The following is a 16545-nucleotide window of genomic DNA, read 5'->3' as shown; positions in this document are numbered from 1 at the left end:
TAAAAAGCCTTTTTTATCTGCGCCTGGGTGAAACGTTTAATGTTCCTGTCCTTCATGACGCGTCTGCGACGCCGCCGTTTGGCGTTTGCCTGCATGGCCGCGCTGATAATCGGCGTGCCGACCAGTTGTGCCGTGCTCGAACACACCGAACGCAAACTGCTGTTTCGCATCGAACCGGGCACCGCCGGTTGGTATCGCGGCTTGCCCGGGAGCGTGCAGGAACTCGACCTGCAACCGAAGAGCTTCAAGGCCGGGGAAAACATTCATGCCTGGTGGTGGCCGGCGGAAAAAGCCAATGCGCCGGCCATTCTCTATCTGCATGGCGTGCGCTGGAACCTCACCGGGCAGTTGTTCCGTATCGAGCAACTGCGCGCTGCGGGCTATTCAGTGCTGGCCATCGACTACCGAGGATTCGGCAAGAGCCATGGTGATCTGCCGTCGGAAAGCAGCGTTTACGAAGATGCGCGGGTGGCGTGGGAACGCTTCAAACTGCTGCAACCGGACCCAGCCAAACGCCTGATCTACGGACATTCCCTCGGTGGCGCCGTGGCGATCGATCTGGCCGCTGAACTCGGCCAGGCCGCCGCTCGCGATCATTCCGCGCTTCCTGTGCGCGGGCTGGTGATCGAGTCCACTTTCACCACGCTGGCGGATGTTGCCGCGTCGGTGGCCAACACTTCGCTGCCGGTGCGCTGGCTGCTGTCGCAGAAATTCGACTCGATCGACAAGATCGCTGATATCCACATGCCGCTGCTGGTGGTCCACGGTTTAGCTGACGCTTTCGTGCCGCCGCGCTTCAGCGAGCAACTGTTCAACGCCGCGCAACAACCCAAGCGCCTGCTGTTGGTGCCGGGCGCGACGCACAACAACAGCATGGCGCTCGGCGGGCAGAATTACCGCAAGGCGCTCGACAGCCTGATGCAGAGCAAACCGCCCCCCCGGGTGGCCGGACCTGCCACCGTGCGCAACGGGCGGGACACTTAACGGTAGCCGCGAGCCTGCAAATCGAACAGCTGCGCGTAATGCCCAGCGGCGGCGATCAATTGATCGTGGCCGCCCTGCTCCAGAATCCGGCCTTGTTGCAGCACGATGATGTGGTCGGCATTGCGCACGCTGGAAAAACGATGGGAAATCAGCAACGTCATGCGACCTTCGCTGTGTTGGCTGAAATGCTCGAACACCGCCGCCTCGGCCGCCGGGTCAAGGGCGGACGTTGGCTCATCGAGGATCAGAATGTCGGCATCACGACGCATGTACGCGCGGGACAAGGCAATCTTCTGCCACTGCCCGCCAGACAATTCCTGGCCACCGGCAAACCAGCGTCCCAACTGCGTGGCATAACCCTTGTCGAGCCCTTCGATGAAGGGAGCCGCCATGCCTTGGGCTGCGGCCTCCTTCCAGCGCTGCGCGTCGTTGAACGCCAGGGTATCGCCAACGCCAATGTTTTCTCCGACGCTGAACTGGTAGCGGATGTAGTCCTGAAAAATCACCCCAATGCGTCGACGTAACGCGGTCTCCTGCCAATCCTGCAAATCGCTGCCGTCGAGCAGGATGCGCCCTTGATCAGGACGATAGAGCCGGGTCAGTAACTTGATCAGCGTGGTCTTGCCCGAGCCGTTCTCGCCGACCAGCGCCACGCTCTTGCCTGGCACCAGTTGCAGATCAATGTTTTCCAGCGCTGGCCGACTGGCACCCGGATAACGGAAACCGACGTTCTCGAAACGCAAGCCATCACCCGGGCAGACGCCGACCGTCAGGTGGCCGCTTTCGACCTGAACCGGTTCGGCCAGGTATTCATACAGACTGGTCAGGTAGAGGCCGTCTTCGTACAGGCCACTGATCGCACTCAGACTGCTGCTCACAGCGCTTTGGCCTTGCTTGAACAGCACCAGATACATGGTCATCTGACCAAGGCTGATCTGGCCATGTACGGCATCGATGACCACCCAGGCATAGGCCACATAAAAAGCCGCAGTACCGAGCAGGCCAAGGCCGAAACCCCAGCCATCGCGCCGCAAAGTCAAACGGCGGTCTTCGGCATACAGCCTGGCGAACGTGTCGCGGTAGCGTTGCAGTAACAGCGGCGCGAAGCCGAATAGCTTGACCTCTTTAATATAGGTTTCGTGGGACAGCAGGGTTTCGATGTAATTCTGCTGCCGACTCTCCGGCGCACGGCGAGTAAACAAACGAAAGGCGTCACCGGAAAAATGCGCTTCGGCAAAAAACACCGGTAACGCACCGACCACCAGCAACGCCAGCGCCCAAGGGGAAAAATGTACCAGCAGCACCCCGAAGCTAATCAGCATGATCAGGTTCTGAATCAAGCCCAACGACTTCATGACCAGCGCCAGTGGCCGGGTCGAAGCCTCGCGACGGACACGCACCAGTTTGTCGTAGAACTCGGAGTTTTCGAACTGCACCAGTGACAGGGTCTGCGCTTTCTGCAAAATCAGCGTATTGACCTTCTGCCCCAGCTGCACCCGCAACAGCGATTGCTGCACCGACAGTGCCCGTTGCGTGCCGGACAACAGCGCCAACACTCCGGCCTCCAATAACACATAACGCAACACGGGCCACAGCGGCGCACTGCCGTGCTGCGCGTGCAACTGCATCGCTGCCACCACCGCATCGACAATCCGCTGGCCCAACCATGCCGCCAGTGCCGGCAGCAAACCGGCAACCAACGTTGCCAGCACCAGCCCCAGAAACAAGCCACGCGATGTCCCCCAGACCAAGCGCAAGGCTCGCTGCGCCTGATCGAACAAGGACGTGAAGCGCGATAGATCAGGCATGGGGCATTGGACTCTGCAGGTGATGATTGTGCGTCATGGTACTCCAGCGCTACGACTGAATTTCAAACGACGACCGCGTTATCGTCGACGTGCTTTTCAGAACAAAAACATCTGGAAGACCCTGCCCTTTCCGGCGTCCAACGCTCTGCTATGGTTTAACCGCCCTACGCGGAACCCGGCGACACCCGCCCGCTCCGCGCCTGACTGCCGGGAGCAGAGACATGAGAATCAATCCCTACCTGATCTTCAACGGAGATTGCCGCGCGGCCTTCACCTTTTACGAGCAAGCCTTGCAAGGAAAGCTTGAGGCGATGATGACGTTCGGCGAAACGCCCGCCGCCGAACACGTGCCCGAAGAACACCACGACCTGATCATTCACACCTGTCTAAAGGTGGGTGAGCAGATGATCATGGCCTCGGACACCACACCCGATCGCCCGACTCAGGGCATGAGTGGCTGCTCGATTTCGCTGAACGTCGACAGCATCGCCGAAGCCGAGCGCGTGTTCAACGCACTGGCCAGCGACGGCCGCATCGACATGCCGCTGGAAGCGACGTTCTGGGCGGCGCGCTTCGGCATGCTGGTCGATCGTTTTGGCGTGTCGTGGATGGTCAACTGCGAAAGCGAAAAGTGACGCTGAAATTTCGTCAGCCATGAAAAAGCCCAACCGGTTCAGGTTGGGCTTTTTGCTTCAGCGCTGGGCCAATTCGTGGCGTACACATTGTTCGTAATAGGTCTGCTTGACAGCTGCAGGCTTGAGCTTCGACGTGCTGTTGTAGGTTTGCTCGGTGATTCCCATCGCGGTCATACGCATCCACGGTTGCTGGAATCGTCGCACTTGCAATTGTTTGCGCGCGCCATACAGCGAGACGCCTGACAGCTTCGATTGCTGAGCACCGGCAGCGATATCCGAACCCCAGGTGCAGGCAAAGCGATGGCTTTTGCTTAACTCTTTCGCCTGCACGCCTGTGGCGAAGACAGCCAGGGAAAGCGTTGCAACGGTGATAACAATCGTCCGCATAGAGCCCACCTAACCTTTTGAAAAAAGGCGATTTTGCCGGGGAAGCGAACGTCCGGGGGCCAGCAATTTGCCGCCTTTTCAGAGTTTTTTGCGGGCCAAAAAAAGGGCGACAGGATTTCCCGATAAAATCCCGTCGCCCCGTTCATGACCGATCAATTGACAATGACCTCAACGCGCAGTCGATCGGCACCCTCCTCGCGACAATCAATACGAACCGGCAAGAACAGCTCGATCACCGCGATATTGCTGTGCAAATGCTCGGTCATTCGCGGCGTGGTGAACGAGCCACCACCGGCCAGCGCCATTGGCAACAGCAACTGATCGGCGAGGTGCTCAGCGACCGCAGCGCCACTGCGCAACCAGTCGGCAGCCTGACTAATCGCAGCATCGGCAACCTTCTCTGCGCGCAATGACACTTGGCCAAACGCGCTGAACACCTCGGTGACGTGTTCGAAAGCGTACTCCAGCAGCAACACGTTGCCTGGCCCGCGAGCCGGATCGAGCGTCACAGAGTGCAGCGCCGTAGCCGGAAGCTTCAATCGCTTGGCCACTCGGCTCAGCTCACGTTGGGCGACCGTAGGTCCAAGCCCGGCGGTCAGAGCCCACGCGCTTGGTGAAATCGCTTCGCCACGGTCACACAGATCGAGTCGCGTCAGGTTCGCCGGTTGCACATTCACCTCAATCTCGCCCCCGCCGGCCGGGGCAAAACCATGGCGCAACAAGTCCAACTCAACGTTGGCCCCCATGCGGCGCAGCAGCGGCAGCCAACTGCGCGTGAGAAAATCGGCCGGCGGCGCGAGCGGGTTATGCGTGCCACCGGAAATCCGCAGCCGACTCGCCTGCGGTGCCCGTAACAGTGCTGGCAACAAAGTCTGTAACACCAGTGTGCAACTGCCGGCCGTGCCGATGGCGAATTGAAAGTCGCCAGCGCGAATCGCGCCGGGTTCGAAGCTCAAGGCTTGCGAACCCAAATGTGCACCGCCAACCGTTGCACCACACACCTCGGCCGCCGCCATCACCGCCGTTAAGTGTTGGCGCAGCAGTCCCGGACGGCTGCGCCTGGCACGAATCTGTTTAATGCGAAACGCCCTGCCTGTCACCATCGATAGGCTCAAGGCGCTGCGCAACACCTGGCCGCCACCGATGGCACCGTCCAGTTCTATCACTTCCTGTTTCATGGCATTCCTTGCGCATACAGCCCGACGGTATCCCGGAGGTACTGATCCAGCCGTCGCGAGTCTTCCTGAGTTCTGAGTAATGTGGGCACTTCGCGCTCGAGTTCGGCCGCGATGAACCCGTGCAACGCCGGTCGACGCGGCCCATAGGCGCTCTCATCGGCATTGCGTTTAAGGGCGAGCAATTCGTCGACTTCATCGAGCAACGCGCGGTCGTCGACGGTGGTCAGGAGGTCGGCAAACGTCATCGGTGGCCGGCCTCGTCCCTGATCGATCCAGCGCACGGCCAATAATGGTCGCAGCACGTAGAAGTACTTTTTGAAACGCACGGTTTCACCTTGCAGGTAACCGCGAAAGTTCTTCTTTGCCATCGACAGATAGTGATTGCGCGCTGCTGGCGGGCTGTAGAACGCTTCGGCGAGTTCGCGCAGCTGTGCCACCTGCGCGGTTTCACTGCGATAAACCAGCGGCGAGTCGAGCCACTCCAGCAAGGTCGGATTGGATTTGCGCAATAATCCGAGGGTCTTGCGCAGCTCCCAACCACTGACATCAAGTTCATCGTCCAGCGGACGTTCGATCACATCGCGCGGCGCATCGACCTGAACGAACCACTCGGGCTTCTCCACGTAGACAAACCGCACGTCGTAATCGCTGTCGGTCGAGGCAAAACCCCAGGCCCGACTGCCGGACTCACAGGCGTACAACACCGTGACATTGCGCTCGCGTTCTATCCGCGCAAGCTCTGCTAGAACCCGCGCGCGCATCGTGGCGCACAGCGGGTGACGCTCTTCCAGTTCCATGACTTGCTTTCCTTTTATCCTTTGACGCACACCACCTGACGCAAGGTGTGCAGCACTTCCACCAGCTCACGCTGGGCGTGCATGACTTTGTCGATGTCCTTGTAGGCCATCGGAATCTCGTCGATCACCGCCTCGTCCTTGCGGCACTCCACATGGGCCGTGGCGCGAATCTGATCCTCGACAGTAAACATATTCTTGGCCTTGGTCCGACTCATGGTGCGGCCGGCGCCGTGGCTGCAGGAACTGAAGGATTCTTCGTTACCCAGGCCGCGGACAATGAAACTCTTGGCGCCCATCGAGCCTGGAATAATCCCCAGCTCGCCCTTCTTCGCCGACACCGCACCTTTGCGCGTGACCAGTACCTCTTCACCGAAATGCAGCTCTTTCTGCACGTAGTTGTGGTGGCAGTTGACCGCTTCCAGCGCCACTTCGAACGGCTTGCGGATAATCTGCCGTGTCGCTTGAATCACCGCGCGCATCATCAGCTCGCGGTTCTGTTTGGCGAAGTCCTGCGCCCAACCCACCGCTTCCACGTAATCATCAAAGTGCTGACTGCCCTCTTCGAAGTAGGCCAGATCACGATCCGGCAGGTTGGCGATGTGCTGACGCATATCCGCCTGAGCCATCTGGATGAACAGGTTGCCGATGGCATTGCCGACGCCACGCGAGCCGCTGTGCAACATGAACCAGACCCGGTTGGCTTCATCCAGGCACACTTCGATGAAGTGGTTGCCGCTGCCGAGCGTACCGAGGTGCCCGCGGTTGTTGGTGTTGGCCAGTTTCGGGTACTTGTCAGTGATCAATTTGAACCGTGGCTGCAGCCCCGCCCAGGCCTGATCTGCTTGCTGCGGGATCTCATCCCAGGCGCCCTTGTCGCGTCGCGAACGGGTCGAACTGCGGCCATGCGGCACCGCTTGCTCGATAGCGCTGCGCAGACCGAGCAGGTTGTCCGGCAAATCAGCGGCGGTCAGCGAGGTACGCGCGGCAATCATGCCGCAGCCGATGTCGACGCCGACCGCTGCCGGAATGATCGCGCCGACTGTCGGGATCACGCTGCCGATGGTCGAGCCCTTGCCCAAGTGCACATCCGGCATGACCGCCAGATGTTTGAAGATGAACGGCATTTTTGCGGTGTTCATCAACTGCTCGCGGGCCTCGTTTTCCACCGGAACGCCTTCGGTCCAGAGTTTGATCGGTTTGCCGTTGGCGACTTCGAGCAATTGGTAAGTGTGATCTTTCATGTCTTTATTCGACTGCGTATTAAAGAAATTTGAGTTGGCCATCATGGCGTCTCGCTGGGTTTTGCTGTTCGTTGCGATAGACATAGCAGCGGCCGTGCCAGGTTTTCAATTTCCCTGAAAAAACTTCATAACTCTCTGTTTTAAATGACCTTTATTATCTATCGACTTTTTGAGTGTTTGAATTGACGACAAACCCTGCGTAGAAAAATTATCATTAGATATCGTTTTTTATCTTTTGAGATAAGCATGCAAAATAGACGTACCGTCGCCATCGGTTTTATCGGAGCCACCCTTGATCGCGTCGGTAAAGGCGCCAATCGCTGGAGCCATTGGCGGCCGAGCGTGGGCCTCTGCCAGCAGCCGGATGTGCTAATCAATCGGCTTGAGCTGATTCACGGCATCGACGCCCGCGACGTCAGTCTCGCCGAGCGGGTGCGCGCCGACATCCAGCAGGTTTCACCGGGAACCGAAGTGCGCCTGCACCCGATGTCGTTGCGCAATCCGTGGGATTTTGAAGAGGTCTACGGCGCGCTGCACGATTTCACCACTGCCTACGCGTTCGACACCGAACACGAGGACTACCTCGTCCACATCACCACCGGCACCCACGTCGCGCAGATCTGCTGGTTCCTGTTGACCGAGGCGCGCTACCTGCCCGCTCGCCTGATCCAGACCTCCCCCGCCAAGCGCAAGAGCGAAGACGAGCACGCCTGCGGCACCCATGCCCTGATCGACCTCGACTTGTCGCGATACGATCGCATCGCCTCACGCTTTGCCAATAAACGCCTGGAAGGACTGGCATTTCTGAAGTCCGGCATCGCCACACGCAATGCCGCGTTCAACCGTTCCATCGAGCAGATCGAACGCGTTGCGGTGCGCTCGAAAGCCCCCATGTTGCTGATCGGCCCGACCGGTGCCGGCAAATCCTTTCTGGCTCGACGCATCTACGAACTCAAACGCAACCGCCATCAGATGCAGGGGCGCTTTGTTGAAGTCAACTGCGCCACCCTGCGTGGCGACGGCGCGATGTCAACCTTGTTCGGCCACAGCAAAGGCGCCTTCACCGGCGCACAGAACGCCCGCGACGGCCTGCTGCGCGCGGCGGATGGCGGCATGCTGTTCCTCGATGAAATCGGCGAACTGGGCGTCGACGAGCAGGCGATGCTACTCAAAGCGATTGAAGAGAAACGCTTCTTTCCACTGGGTTCTGACAAGGAGGTGGAGAGCGACTTCCTGATCATCGCCGGCACCCATCGCGACCTGCGCAGCCGGGTCGCTGAAGGCCTGTTTCGCGAAGACTTGTACGCACGCATCAACCTCTGGACGTTCGACCTTCCCGGCCTCGCCGGCCGCCGCGAGGATATCGAGCCGAATATTGATTTCGAGTTGCAGCGCCATGCCCGTGAGCACGGGCAATTGGTGCGCTTCAACCTTGAAGCACGCCGCCGCTATCTGGCCTTCGCCAGCTCTAGCGAAGCGGCGTGGCTGGGCAATTTCCGCGAACTGTCTGCGTCGATCACGCGCATGGCGACATTGGCGGATAGCGGGAGAATTGATGAGGCGCAGGTACAGGAAGAGATTGAGCGGTTGCGTTATGCCTGGGGCCTGACCCAAGTGGGAAGCAAGTCAGAAGATTTGCCAGGGAATGAAGAGAGCATGGATCTGTTTGACCGCTTGCAGTTGCGGGCAGTGCTTGAGGTCTGCCGGCAAGCAGACAGCCTGTCAGATGCCGGTCGCCGCTTGTTCGGCATCTCACGCCTGGCCAAGGCGCAGCCTAATGATGCGGACCGCTTGCGCAAGTACCTGGGCCGGTTCGGGATTGAATGGAGCCAGTTGTCGCCGTAGATCTCTGAGACGTATAACGCCTGGCCACCTTACTTGACCGGATGCCGCTGGTCTGATGTACCGCACCTTCGCCCTGTTAGCTCTTCCAATGCAGTACATCCCCGACCTGGAAGACAACCTCATGAACAAGCGAATGATTGCTATCGGATTGGCAAGCCTGCTTTCACTGTGCCCACTGTTTTCCCTTGCGGCTGAAAAAACAGGCGGCTCCTCAGTTCCAGCCACTGCGATTCCCGGCGTAAACCAAGGTGGAACCGAGTCAAAAGAAGACAAAGCTGACAAGAAAGGTGAGGAAGCATCCGGATCAAATTCCGGTGCCGAGGCACACGAAACACAGAAGGATGCCAACACCTCGAGCGGTTCCTCAGATATCAAAAAACCCAGCCAGTGAACCGCTGCTCTTGGCCGATGAACAGATGGTAGCGCCGAGCCATGAATGCTAACGTTCCCGGCCAACATTCAGGGATGGCGTGCCATGTTCAATCGGTTTCTGGCGACAACGGCAATACTGCTCACTTTCAGCTTTGCAGCACACAGCGCACCCTTGCCCAGCGAATATCTGGAAGAGTGCCAGCGAGTCGAAAATTCGGCCAAAGCCATCATGAAAGCCAGGCAAGGAGGCGTGCCCCTCTCTTCCGTTCTGGAACTGGCCGACAACGCAGGAAAGGAGAGCGAGTATGTGGGTAGTTTGTACAAAGCCTTGATCGGGCAGGCCTACGACATGCCTAGGGAGTCGGACGCGAGGAAGCAGGAGCAGGTAGTGGGTGACTTTCAGAAAACTTTTTATTCGCTTTGCATCGATTCGGCTCAGAAAACGGCAAGTGGAAGAAGCTGACGGGGAATGCTCTTCTATAGAGAGCAAAAGTCCCCACGCATGAAAAAGCCCAATCTTTTCAGATTGGGCTAAGTCATTGAATTATATGGTCGGGACGGAGTGATTCGAACACTCGACCCCTAGCACCCCATCTCCTTTTTCATACTTCTTGAAAGCTTCCAAAATTTTACTCTGGATTTTTCTAAGCTAGTATTTACTTGAGCTCCAGCGGTGTTCTGCTCTACGAGAGTCCAGTAACGTCCATCAAGAGCCGACGTTTTTGTGGGGGTAAAAGTAGGGGGAGTCCATTCCATGGCCAAAATCACCATCAAAGAACTCGAGTCGCTGACCGTCAATGATGCCGGCCGGATCCTCCGCGAGGATGGTAATCTCGCCGGTCGAATCTCAGTCCGCAAGGACGGCGTGTCAGTCAGCTTTTTCTATCGTTATCGCTGGGGCGAGCAGAACAAAGAGTACGCCTGCGGAACCTGGCCGCGCAAATCCCTGACGGACATCCGCAAGGCACGCAACCAAGCCCGGGCGCTCATCGATGAGCAAATCAATCCTAACGAGCAAAAGAAGACCGCCAAGACACAGGCATACGCCGCGGCTGATATAGAGGCCGAACAGGTAAAGACGTCGAAGGCGCAAACACTGACCGTCCAGGATCTGGCCAAGGCCTGGCTGTTGGATGGCGTCGCGCGTAAAGACGGCAATGCCGAGTTGCAACGACGCTTTAACAAGGACCTTTTGCCAGCACTCGGCAAGACCGTAGTGAGCAGCGTCTCCGAACACGATGTTCGGGCGCTGATCCGCACCGTGGTCAACCGCGGCGCTCACCGTCAAGCCATCAGCTTCTTCGCCGACCTCACCCAAATGTTTGGCTGGGCTAGAAAGCGCCAGCCCTGGCGGGCCTTGTTGGTCGAGGGTGATCCAACTGAGCTGGTCGACATATCCCCCCTGATCCCTGCCGACTACGAGGCAGAAAGAAGCCGGATCCTTTCCCCGGCTGAGCTGTTGGAACTGCATAACCGCTTCCAACAAATGACGGCCGATTACAACGCCCTCCCCGCCGGCCAAAAATATGAGGGCATTCGGCCGCTGAAGAAGGAGACCCAACTTGCACTCTGGATCAGCCTGGGCACCTCGTGCCGGATTGGCGAGTTGCTGCAGGCCGAATGGAAAAATGTCGACTTGGAACAGCAGACCTGGTTTCTCCCCAGCGAAAACGTCAAAGGCACCCGCGGCAAGAAACAGGACCACCATGTCTTCCTGTCACCCTTTGCCCTGCATTTCTTTCAGGAACTCAAGACCCTCACGGGAGACTCTCAGTGGTGCTTCCCCAACAAGCAAGATGATCAGCATGTTGACGTGAAGGTGGTGAGCAAACAGGTCGGTGACCGCCAAGCCCGGTTCAAAAACCGTAAGGCCCTCTCGCGACGGCGACACGACGACACCCTCGTCCTTGCCAACGGCCAGAACGGTGACTGGACGCCGCATGACCTACGCCGCACGGGCGCAACCATGATGCAGGCCTTGGGGGTCAGCCTGGACGTCATCGACCGCTGCCAAAATCATGTGTTGGCCGGCTCCCGGGTGAGACGCCATTACCTGCATCACGATTATGCCGAAGAAAAGAGACGTGCATGGAACCTGTTGGGCGATCGACTCAGTGCCGCGTTGTCCTCAACCTACGAGCACACGACGACCGAGTCAATGATGTCTTTTCCAGACTACACCGCCACTGAATCCTTGCCGCCTTCATAAGTAGGATTCTTTAGCGCTGGATTCCTCATAGTTTCGTAGATATCGCTGAGTACTTGCTTCGGGTCAATTCTATCCCGTCGTATTCGGTAGAAGTGGTCGATTTCAGTCAGTCGTATTAATTTAGTCTAGAAGAGCTATGAAGCCAGCAGGTGGGGCTTATTGCTATGAATACTGAATAGATTTGACCACTACAAGAAGAGGACTGCAGAAAATATTCAGATGTAGAATTATTGATGGGTAGCCGGAACCTTTCATGGTGAAACCTAATAGGCTCTAACTCTGCCCCCTCACCACAAAATACCAAAGCCAGATTTCTAATTATAAAATCTTGCGCAACAAAAACCAACATCCTAAAACCATAAGACTATTACACAGAAACACAACTAGACACCAATAGTAACGCAACGAATGCGGTACCTCTACTCGCTTACCCCACGACTCACACCAATTCAGGCAAACCTAAATCCTTAAGTAGCATGTTATGCTTATCCCGCATTTTTTGAATCTCGCTCTCTAACGATACCATCTCATTGTTCAACGCCTCAAAATCAATATCCTTCTCAGTATTGGCCGTATCAATATATCGAGCAATAGCAAGACTATATTCATTGCTCTTAATCTCATCCATCGTTACCAGTCTAGAGTAACGGCGCTCCTCCTTACGAAATTGATAGGTACTGGTAATTTTTGTAATATGCTCGGCTGTTATATTATTTTGCCGCTTACCCTTAACGAAGTGCTCAGCCGCATTGATAAATAGTACATCACCAGGACTCCTCCTCTTCTTAAGCACGACAATACAAACCGGGATACCGGTAGAATAAAGCAAATTAGATGGAAGACCAATAATCGCATCAATATGACCTTCACTTAACAACTTTGTACGTATACGTTGCTCAACCCCACCACGAAACAGTACACCGTGCGACAGAACGATAGCCATAATTCCATCATCCTTCAGGAAGTGAAGCCCATGAAGAAGGAAGGCAAAATCAGCAGTAGACTTAGGCGCTAGACCGTAGTTCATGAAGCGTACGTCATCAGCTAAGGTTTCACTTGGCGCCCAACTCCTACTTAAAGGTGGGTTTGATACTATTGCGTCGAAAGTTGGTCTCTCACCCCCCCCAGAATCATGGAGAGTTGACCAATCATTAATCAACGTGTCTCCATGATGAATTTCAAATTCGGTATACTTAACCCCATGCAGTAGCATATTCATACGTGCAAGGTTATAGGTAGTTAAGTTATATTCCTGCCCGTACATCTTACCAATCTCAGACGACCGCATGCGTTTACGCACATTGAGAAGCAAGGAGCCTGAGCCACACGCAAAGTCCATCACGCTGAGCAGTCTATTCTTAGGCCCAACCTTTGGACTATGAATATCGAGCGTGACTATAGAAGCAAGGACGTCAGAAATTTGTTGGGGAGTGTAAAACTCCCCCCCTCTTTTGCCAGAACCAGCGGCAAACTGGCCGATCAAATACTCACTGACATCGCCAAGATCATTAGTTTCCGTGGAGAACTCTGCCAATCCATCAGCTATTTTATGTATGATCGTGCAGAGCTTCGCATTTCGGTCGGAATAGGTCCGACCGAGTTTATCAGAGCTCAAGTCCACCGCAGCGAACAACCCTCTGAGTTTGCCCTCGAAAGATTCCGCTTCGATGCTTTCCAAGCTGGACTGAAGAACCTCGAGCAGTTCATTACTATGGCTGCGAGCCAAACCAACAATATTACCCCACAAGTGCCGTGGAATAATCACATAATTTAGCTCATAACGCATACATCTCTCAAAATCCTGCACTTGATCAGGATTTTTTGAATACCAAGTTATCAAAGGTATATGGCGGTCGTCATTATGAAATTTCGGATAATTGCGACCAAGCTTACCCTTCGCAGCAGACTCATAATTATCCGAAAGATATCGCAGAATTAGGAACGACAACATATAGTCGCGAAAATCATCAGCATTCATTATTCCACGCAGCTCGTCGGCGATACTCCAGAGAGTCTTGCCCAGCATTACTCGGCTTTGCTCAATCATTATTTATAAACTCTTGCGGGGAGGGCTAATAGGCAAGCCACGCTAGCTAATTTCACATAAGCCTGACAGTCACCTATAACTGAATACTTATTACTCGCTCGGCGACGCACCGCATACTCGTTACCGAAGGTGCAATAGTTAGCTAGACAGCTCATCGGGCCAAACCCGCTCTAGAAACTTTGGGGAACAGTGCCGGATTGAACGGATGCTGATCAATGTAAGCATTCAAAATTTCGCGGAACATTTTTTTCTCTGATCGACTCAAAGACTGCGGCTCAAACACAGAATACTTTGAATGGCTACGAACGTTTAAAAACCTCACAAACAGGTCTTTATTGGCGTGCCCGTCAAAACAAGTAGAAATATGTTGCCGCCCGAAGAAAATAGCTGTCTTCTCTAAAATACTCCGAAGAGAATTGAAGTGATACTGCGAAATATCTCCGGTTTTAGCTGCCAACTGCAACTCATTCAATGCAGCAACATGATGTAAAAATGGAGACTCACTAGTATCACGGAGTGTATAAGTCTGCGACCTACTAGGCCGATTAAGAACGTAGGATTTCTTTTTGATCTCTTCGACACGACCACCGATTGATCTTTTACCCTTGAGCTCATTAAACATCACATTGAAAAACAATCCATGATGAGTCGATATCACAACCTTTATATTATTACTTACCAGCTTTAACAGTGCTGCCAAGCCAGAAGCGACAGCTATCGTATTATGTTCATCTAAAGAAGAAATCGGATCATCAATATATACAAACCTCACCCAACTGTAAGGCGCTCCAGGCTCTGCCTCGGCAGCCAGCTCAAGAATGGCAAGGAAGAAACACCAAATAAAAATATTCTCCTCTCCACGGGAAATTTTTATATCCTCTAACACCTCGCTTCTACCAGCAATAACCTCCTCTCGAAAAAAACGAATTTCTGACTCATCATAATCAATAGTGAAGTTGAAATCGGCGTGACGATGCAGGTGAGGTCGAATACGATCTTCAATACCCATACCGTCAAGACCATAAAAAAACTGAGAATGAGACTTAAACTTTATCCTTCTTTCTCTGTCGCCTGCAAAATCATTATCCCAATCAAAAAGATCTTCAGTGAAGGCATTAAAGTATAGAGTATCGCGCTTCTCTTCAGTTTTTCCGACCTCTTTAAATTCCATCGATAGCCGTGTCTTGCCAACGCCGTTATGAGCAAAAAGAAGAATAAAGTCATTCCCTTTAATCGCTTTATACGCATTTCTCGTTTTAGACTTCTTCGTTGCTCTAACTCCAACCAGATCCCTACGCAATCTCTTAGCTATTGAGGTAAGAGATCTAAAATTCATTGAATCCGACTGCCTGCTCATGCGTCGACCTCATCAAGCCTTGGAAATAGTTTCTGCATTAGCGCCTCCTTGTGCATATTTAATTTTTCCAGCTTTTTAGTATGCATAGCTATCAGATTGTCGAGCGACGAAATACATTGACTGATGTAAGTTTGTTCGGGCAATGTTGGAAGATATATACGCTGCGAGTACAAACTTTTCAAAGAAATCAACGAATAGCCTTTACCAGCAATATCTTTTACATAAAAATCCCTAATGACTTTCTGACAGTATTGAAAGACAAAATCCATACAAACTAAATCACTAACAATTTCAAGGCGGCCAACCCTCTGGTTTAGGATCGATATAGCCTGATCTCTTTCCACTCTCGCCAGCCTCAGCTCGCCGTTGATCAATGGATTGCTTAGAGCAAGAACGACATCGCCACCTCGCACTATCAACTCAGGATATTCACGCTCGTAGTTAACCGGCAAATAAACTGCACTTTCACTCCACTGAACCTTGCGTGCGGCTAAACTCTTAGACTGCAGCAGACGTACCCCTGCGCTAGAATGCTCCGAACTCTTAAACTCTCTCCCAACAGTTATTCTTAGGATATCTCCAAACAAATAGTCTTTCCAACCGCCATCATCTCGAAACCTCGGAAAGCGCAAAGGTGGTCGACCCTCGCCTTCAGACGGAAACAATTGCAACATCAATCCTTTTCTTTCAGTCCGGAGCACGCTTATTTTTCGAACTTGGGCGCTAAGAAGCTTATCTAAATCTGTAAAAAAACCGGCAATTACTTTCTGTTCGGCTACGCAAGGCCGCCATAAACGTGCAGATAGAAGTCGTCTAATAGAGAGATTAAATCTTCCTCCACGTAAATCTTTATCAATGAGACTACTCAATTGAACTCTAAACAACTGCGATTCAAAATAATACTCCCAAAAGGCAGGCACCTCGTTAGAGTTAAAACGAAAACACTTATAAACAGGGGAAACCATTCCATCTGAAAACTTAGATAAGCGTTTGATAGATCCGCATATAGTTCCCGTCGACGCACCTTCATTGAAGACAAAATCATCACGCTCGACTTTGAAGTATCGTTTTAGGGTTTCGCCTGATGCTTTATTCCCAAATGACTCATCCTGCTGTACTAATCCGTGTTCTGTAGAAAAACTTATAACGGGGTACGTTTCGCCCTTTACGACCCTATCTAATACGGGGATGGCGATCTCATTCAATAGAACATTCGCCCACTCCTCGGCCTCTCTAAACGCTGGAAATCTCAGGAGGGGAACCAACGTGTCTGCGTTGCTCTCATTCAGCTTTTTACTTTTCGATTTGTGGTTCATAAGCGCTGAGTCCTGAGATCCCGCAGCGTCGGACGAGGTTGGAGCATAGAAGAGCACTTCCACAGGTATGGATTCTGGTCTGGTACGAATTTTCCAGCCACGTTCACCCACCTCATAAATTCTCAAAATCGTTCATCGTCGATGATTTTGCGTTGCAGAATGCGATCTTTCAAATTTTGCACAACAGCCAAGGCCTGGCGACGGTCGCTCGTGTCGTCAATTAGAACGAAAACATCTTAGGCGTTGCAAACCTGTCATCCCCGATTCCGATTGTCTCGTATGCATTTTAGTTGATAGCGTAACCGCACTCATTTGACCGACCTTTATCTACATAGCCTGAAGCATAAGGCACTGGAAGCTGAATACAAA

General features: G+C 53.8%; 14 protein-coding genes. 6 read left to right on the top strand and 8 right to left on the bottom strand.

The annotated features are described in order from the left end of the window. Window positions 1–39 precede the first annotated feature (39 nt). On the top strand, window positions 40–984 hold the full coding sequence (locus ACOYXH_RS07460) for an alpha/beta fold hydrolase (RefSeq protein WP_116255307.1): 945 nt from the start codon (window positions 40–42) through the stop codon (window positions 982–984). On the opposite strand, the gene ACOYXH_RS07455 is transcribed toward ACOYXH_RS07460, so the two are convergent. Further along, window positions 981–2792, bottom strand: coding sequence for an ABC transporter ATP-binding protein (locus ACOYXH_RS07455; RefSeq protein WP_095124802.1), 1812 nt, complete (start codon window positions 2790–2792; stop codon window positions 981–983). The genes ACOYXH_RS07460 and ACOYXH_RS07455 overlap by 4 nt on opposite strands. Window positions 2793–3013: 221 nt before the next feature. Between ACOYXH_RS07455 and ACOYXH_RS07450 the strand changes: the two genes are divergently transcribed. Next, on the top strand, window positions 3014–3427 hold the full coding sequence (locus tag ACOYXH_RS07450) for a VOC family protein (RefSeq protein ID WP_220558509.1): 414 nt from the start codon (window positions 3014–3016) through the stop codon (window positions 3425–3427). Window positions 3428–3484: 57 nt separating this feature from the next. Here ACOYXH_RS07450 and ACOYXH_RS07445 read toward each other — a convergent pair whose 3' ends face one another. From ACOYXH_RS07445 to ACOYXH_RS07430, 4 genes are all read right to left on the bottom strand, one after another. Then, window positions 3485–3814, bottom strand: coding sequence for a hypothetical protein (locus ACOYXH_RS07445; RefSeq protein WP_093439361.1), 330 nt, complete (start codon window positions 3812–3814; stop codon window positions 3485–3487). A 152-nt stretch (window positions 3815–3966) separates the two neighbouring features. After that, window positions 3967–4992, bottom strand: coding sequence for an RNA 3'-terminal phosphate cyclase (gene rtcA, locus ACOYXH_RS07440; protein WP_095047603.1), 1026 nt, complete (start codon window positions 4990–4992; stop codon window positions 3967–3969). Beyond that, window positions 4989–5789, bottom strand: a complete 801-nt coding sequence (locus tag ACOYXH_RS07435; protein WP_220558508.1) for a nucleotidyltransferase domain-containing protein — start codon at window positions 5787–5789, stop codon at window positions 4989–4991. Before ACOYXH_RS07435 ends, rtcA begins: the two co-directional genes overlap by 4 nt. 14 nt (window positions 5790–5803) lie before the next feature. Continuing rightward, window positions 5804–7030 (bottom strand): RtcB family protein, encoded by a 1227-nt coding sequence (locus tag ACOYXH_RS07430; RefSeq protein WP_095047605.1) that lies wholly within the window; start codon window positions 7028–7030, stop codon window positions 5804–5806. Window positions 7031–7276: 246 nt separating this feature from the next. Here ACOYXH_RS07430 and rtcR point away from each other — a divergent pair, with 246 nt between their 5' ends. The 4 genes from rtcR (at window position 7277) to ACOYXH_RS07410 (ending at window position 11456) form a co-directional block, all read left to right on the top strand. Then, on the top strand, window positions 7277–8875 hold the full coding sequence (gene rtcR, locus ACOYXH_RS07425) for an RNA repair transcriptional activator RtcR (protein ID WP_460063914.1): 1599 nt from the start codon (window positions 7277–7279) through the stop codon (window positions 8873–8875). 121 nt (window positions 8876–8996) lie between these two features. After that, window positions 8997–9266: a hypothetical protein gene (locus ACOYXH_RS07420; protein WP_460067371.1), complete on the top strand. Its 270-nt coding sequence runs from the start codon at window positions 8997–8999 to the stop codon at window positions 9264–9266. Between the two features lie 84 nt (window positions 9267–9350). Further along, the gene (locus tag ACOYXH_RS07415) at window positions 9351–9710 is read left to right on the top strand and encodes a hypothetical protein (RefSeq protein ID WP_460063912.1); all 360 of its coding nucleotides are present in this window, start codon (window positions 9351–9353) and stop codon (window positions 9708–9710) included. 291 nt (window positions 9711–10001) lie between these two features. Continuing rightward, window positions 10002–11456, top strand: coding sequence for a tyrosine-type recombinase/integrase (locus tag ACOYXH_RS07410; RefSeq protein WP_460063909.1), 1455 nt, complete (start codon window positions 10002–10004; stop codon window positions 11454–11456). Between the two features lie 439 nt (window positions 11457–11895). Here the strand turns inward: ACOYXH_RS07410 and ACOYXH_RS07405 are convergent, their stop codons facing one another. The 3 genes from ACOYXH_RS07405 to ACOYXH_RS07395 form a co-directional block, all read right to left on the bottom strand. Then, the gene (locus ACOYXH_RS07405) at window positions 11896–13503 is read right to left on the bottom strand and encodes a type I restriction-modification system subunit M (protein ID WP_460410461.1); all 1608 of its coding nucleotides are present in this window, start codon (window positions 13501–13503) and stop codon (window positions 11896–11898) included. A gap of 151 nt (window positions 13504–13654) precedes the next feature. Further along, window positions 13655–14860, bottom strand: coding sequence for an AAA family ATPase (locus ACOYXH_RS07400; RefSeq protein WP_460063907.1), 1206 nt, complete (start codon window positions 14858–14860; stop codon window positions 13655–13657). After that, entirely contained in the window at window positions 14857–16176 is a 1320-nt protein-coding gene (locus tag ACOYXH_RS07395; RefSeq protein WP_460063905.1) for a restriction endonuclease subunit S, read from the bottom strand. Before ACOYXH_RS07395 ends, ACOYXH_RS07400 begins: the two co-directional genes overlap by 4 nt. Between the last annotated feature and the right edge of the window lie 369 nt (window positions 16177–16545).

Source organism: Pseudomonas sp. Mb7, from assembly GCF_054790525.1.
Note: the sequence above shows the minus strand (reverse complement) of the source record. Positions and strands in the feature narration are given on the sequence as shown.

Bases quoted from the DNA above. Each gene is read 5' to 3' on its own strand.
- ACOYXH_RS07460 (WP_116255307.1), top strand. From the start codon at position 40: ATGTTCCTGTCCTTCATGACGCGTCTGCGACGCCGCCGTTTGGCGTTT.
- ACOYXH_RS07455 (WP_095124802.1), bottom strand. From the start codon at position 2,792: ATGCCTGATCTATCGCGCTTCACGTCCTTGTTCGATCAGGCGCAGCGA.
- ACOYXH_RS07450 (WP_220558509.1), top strand. From the start codon at position 3,014: ATGAGAATCAATCCCTACCTGATCTTCAACGGAGATTGCCGCGCGGCC.
- ACOYXH_RS07445 (WP_093439361.1), bottom strand. From the start codon at position 3,814: ATGCGGACGATTGTTATCACCGTTGCAACGCTTTCCCTGGCTGTCTTC.
- rtcA (WP_095047603.1), bottom strand. From the start codon at position 4,992: ATGAAACAGGAAGTGATAGAACTGGACGGTGCCATCGGTGGCGGCCAG.
- ACOYXH_RS07435 (WP_220558508.1), bottom strand. From the start codon at position 5,789: ATGGAACTGGAAGAGCGTCACCCGCTGTGCGCCACGATGCGCGCGCGG.
- ACOYXH_RS07430 (WP_095047605.1), bottom strand. From the start codon at position 7,030: ATGAAAGATCACACTTACCAATTGCTCGAAGTCGCCAACGGCAAACCG.
- rtcR (WP_460063914.1), top strand. From the start codon at position 7,277: ATGCAAAATAGACGTACCGTCGCCATCGGTTTTATCGGAGCCACCCTT.
- ACOYXH_RS07420 (WP_460067371.1), top strand. From the start codon at position 8,997: ATGAACAAGCGAATGATTGCTATCGGATTGGCAAGCCTGCTTTCACTG.
- ACOYXH_RS07415 (WP_460063912.1), top strand. From the start codon at position 9,351: ATGTTCAATCGGTTTCTGGCGACAACGGCAATACTGCTCACTTTCAGC.
- ACOYXH_RS07410 (WP_460063909.1), top strand. From the start codon at position 10,002: ATGGCCAAAATCACCATCAAAGAACTCGAGTCGCTGACCGTCAATGAT.
- ACOYXH_RS07405 (WP_460410461.1), bottom strand. From the start codon at position 13,503: ATGATTGAGCAAAGCCGAGTAATGCTGGGCAAGACTCTCTGGAGTATC.
- ACOYXH_RS07400 (WP_460063907.1), bottom strand. From the start codon at position 14,860: ATGAGCAGGCAGTCGGATTCAATGAATTTTAGATCTCTTACCTCAATA.
- ACOYXH_RS07395 (WP_460063905.1), bottom strand. From the start codon at position 16,176: ATGAACCACAAATCGAAAAGTAAAAAGCTGAATGAGAGCAACGCAGAC.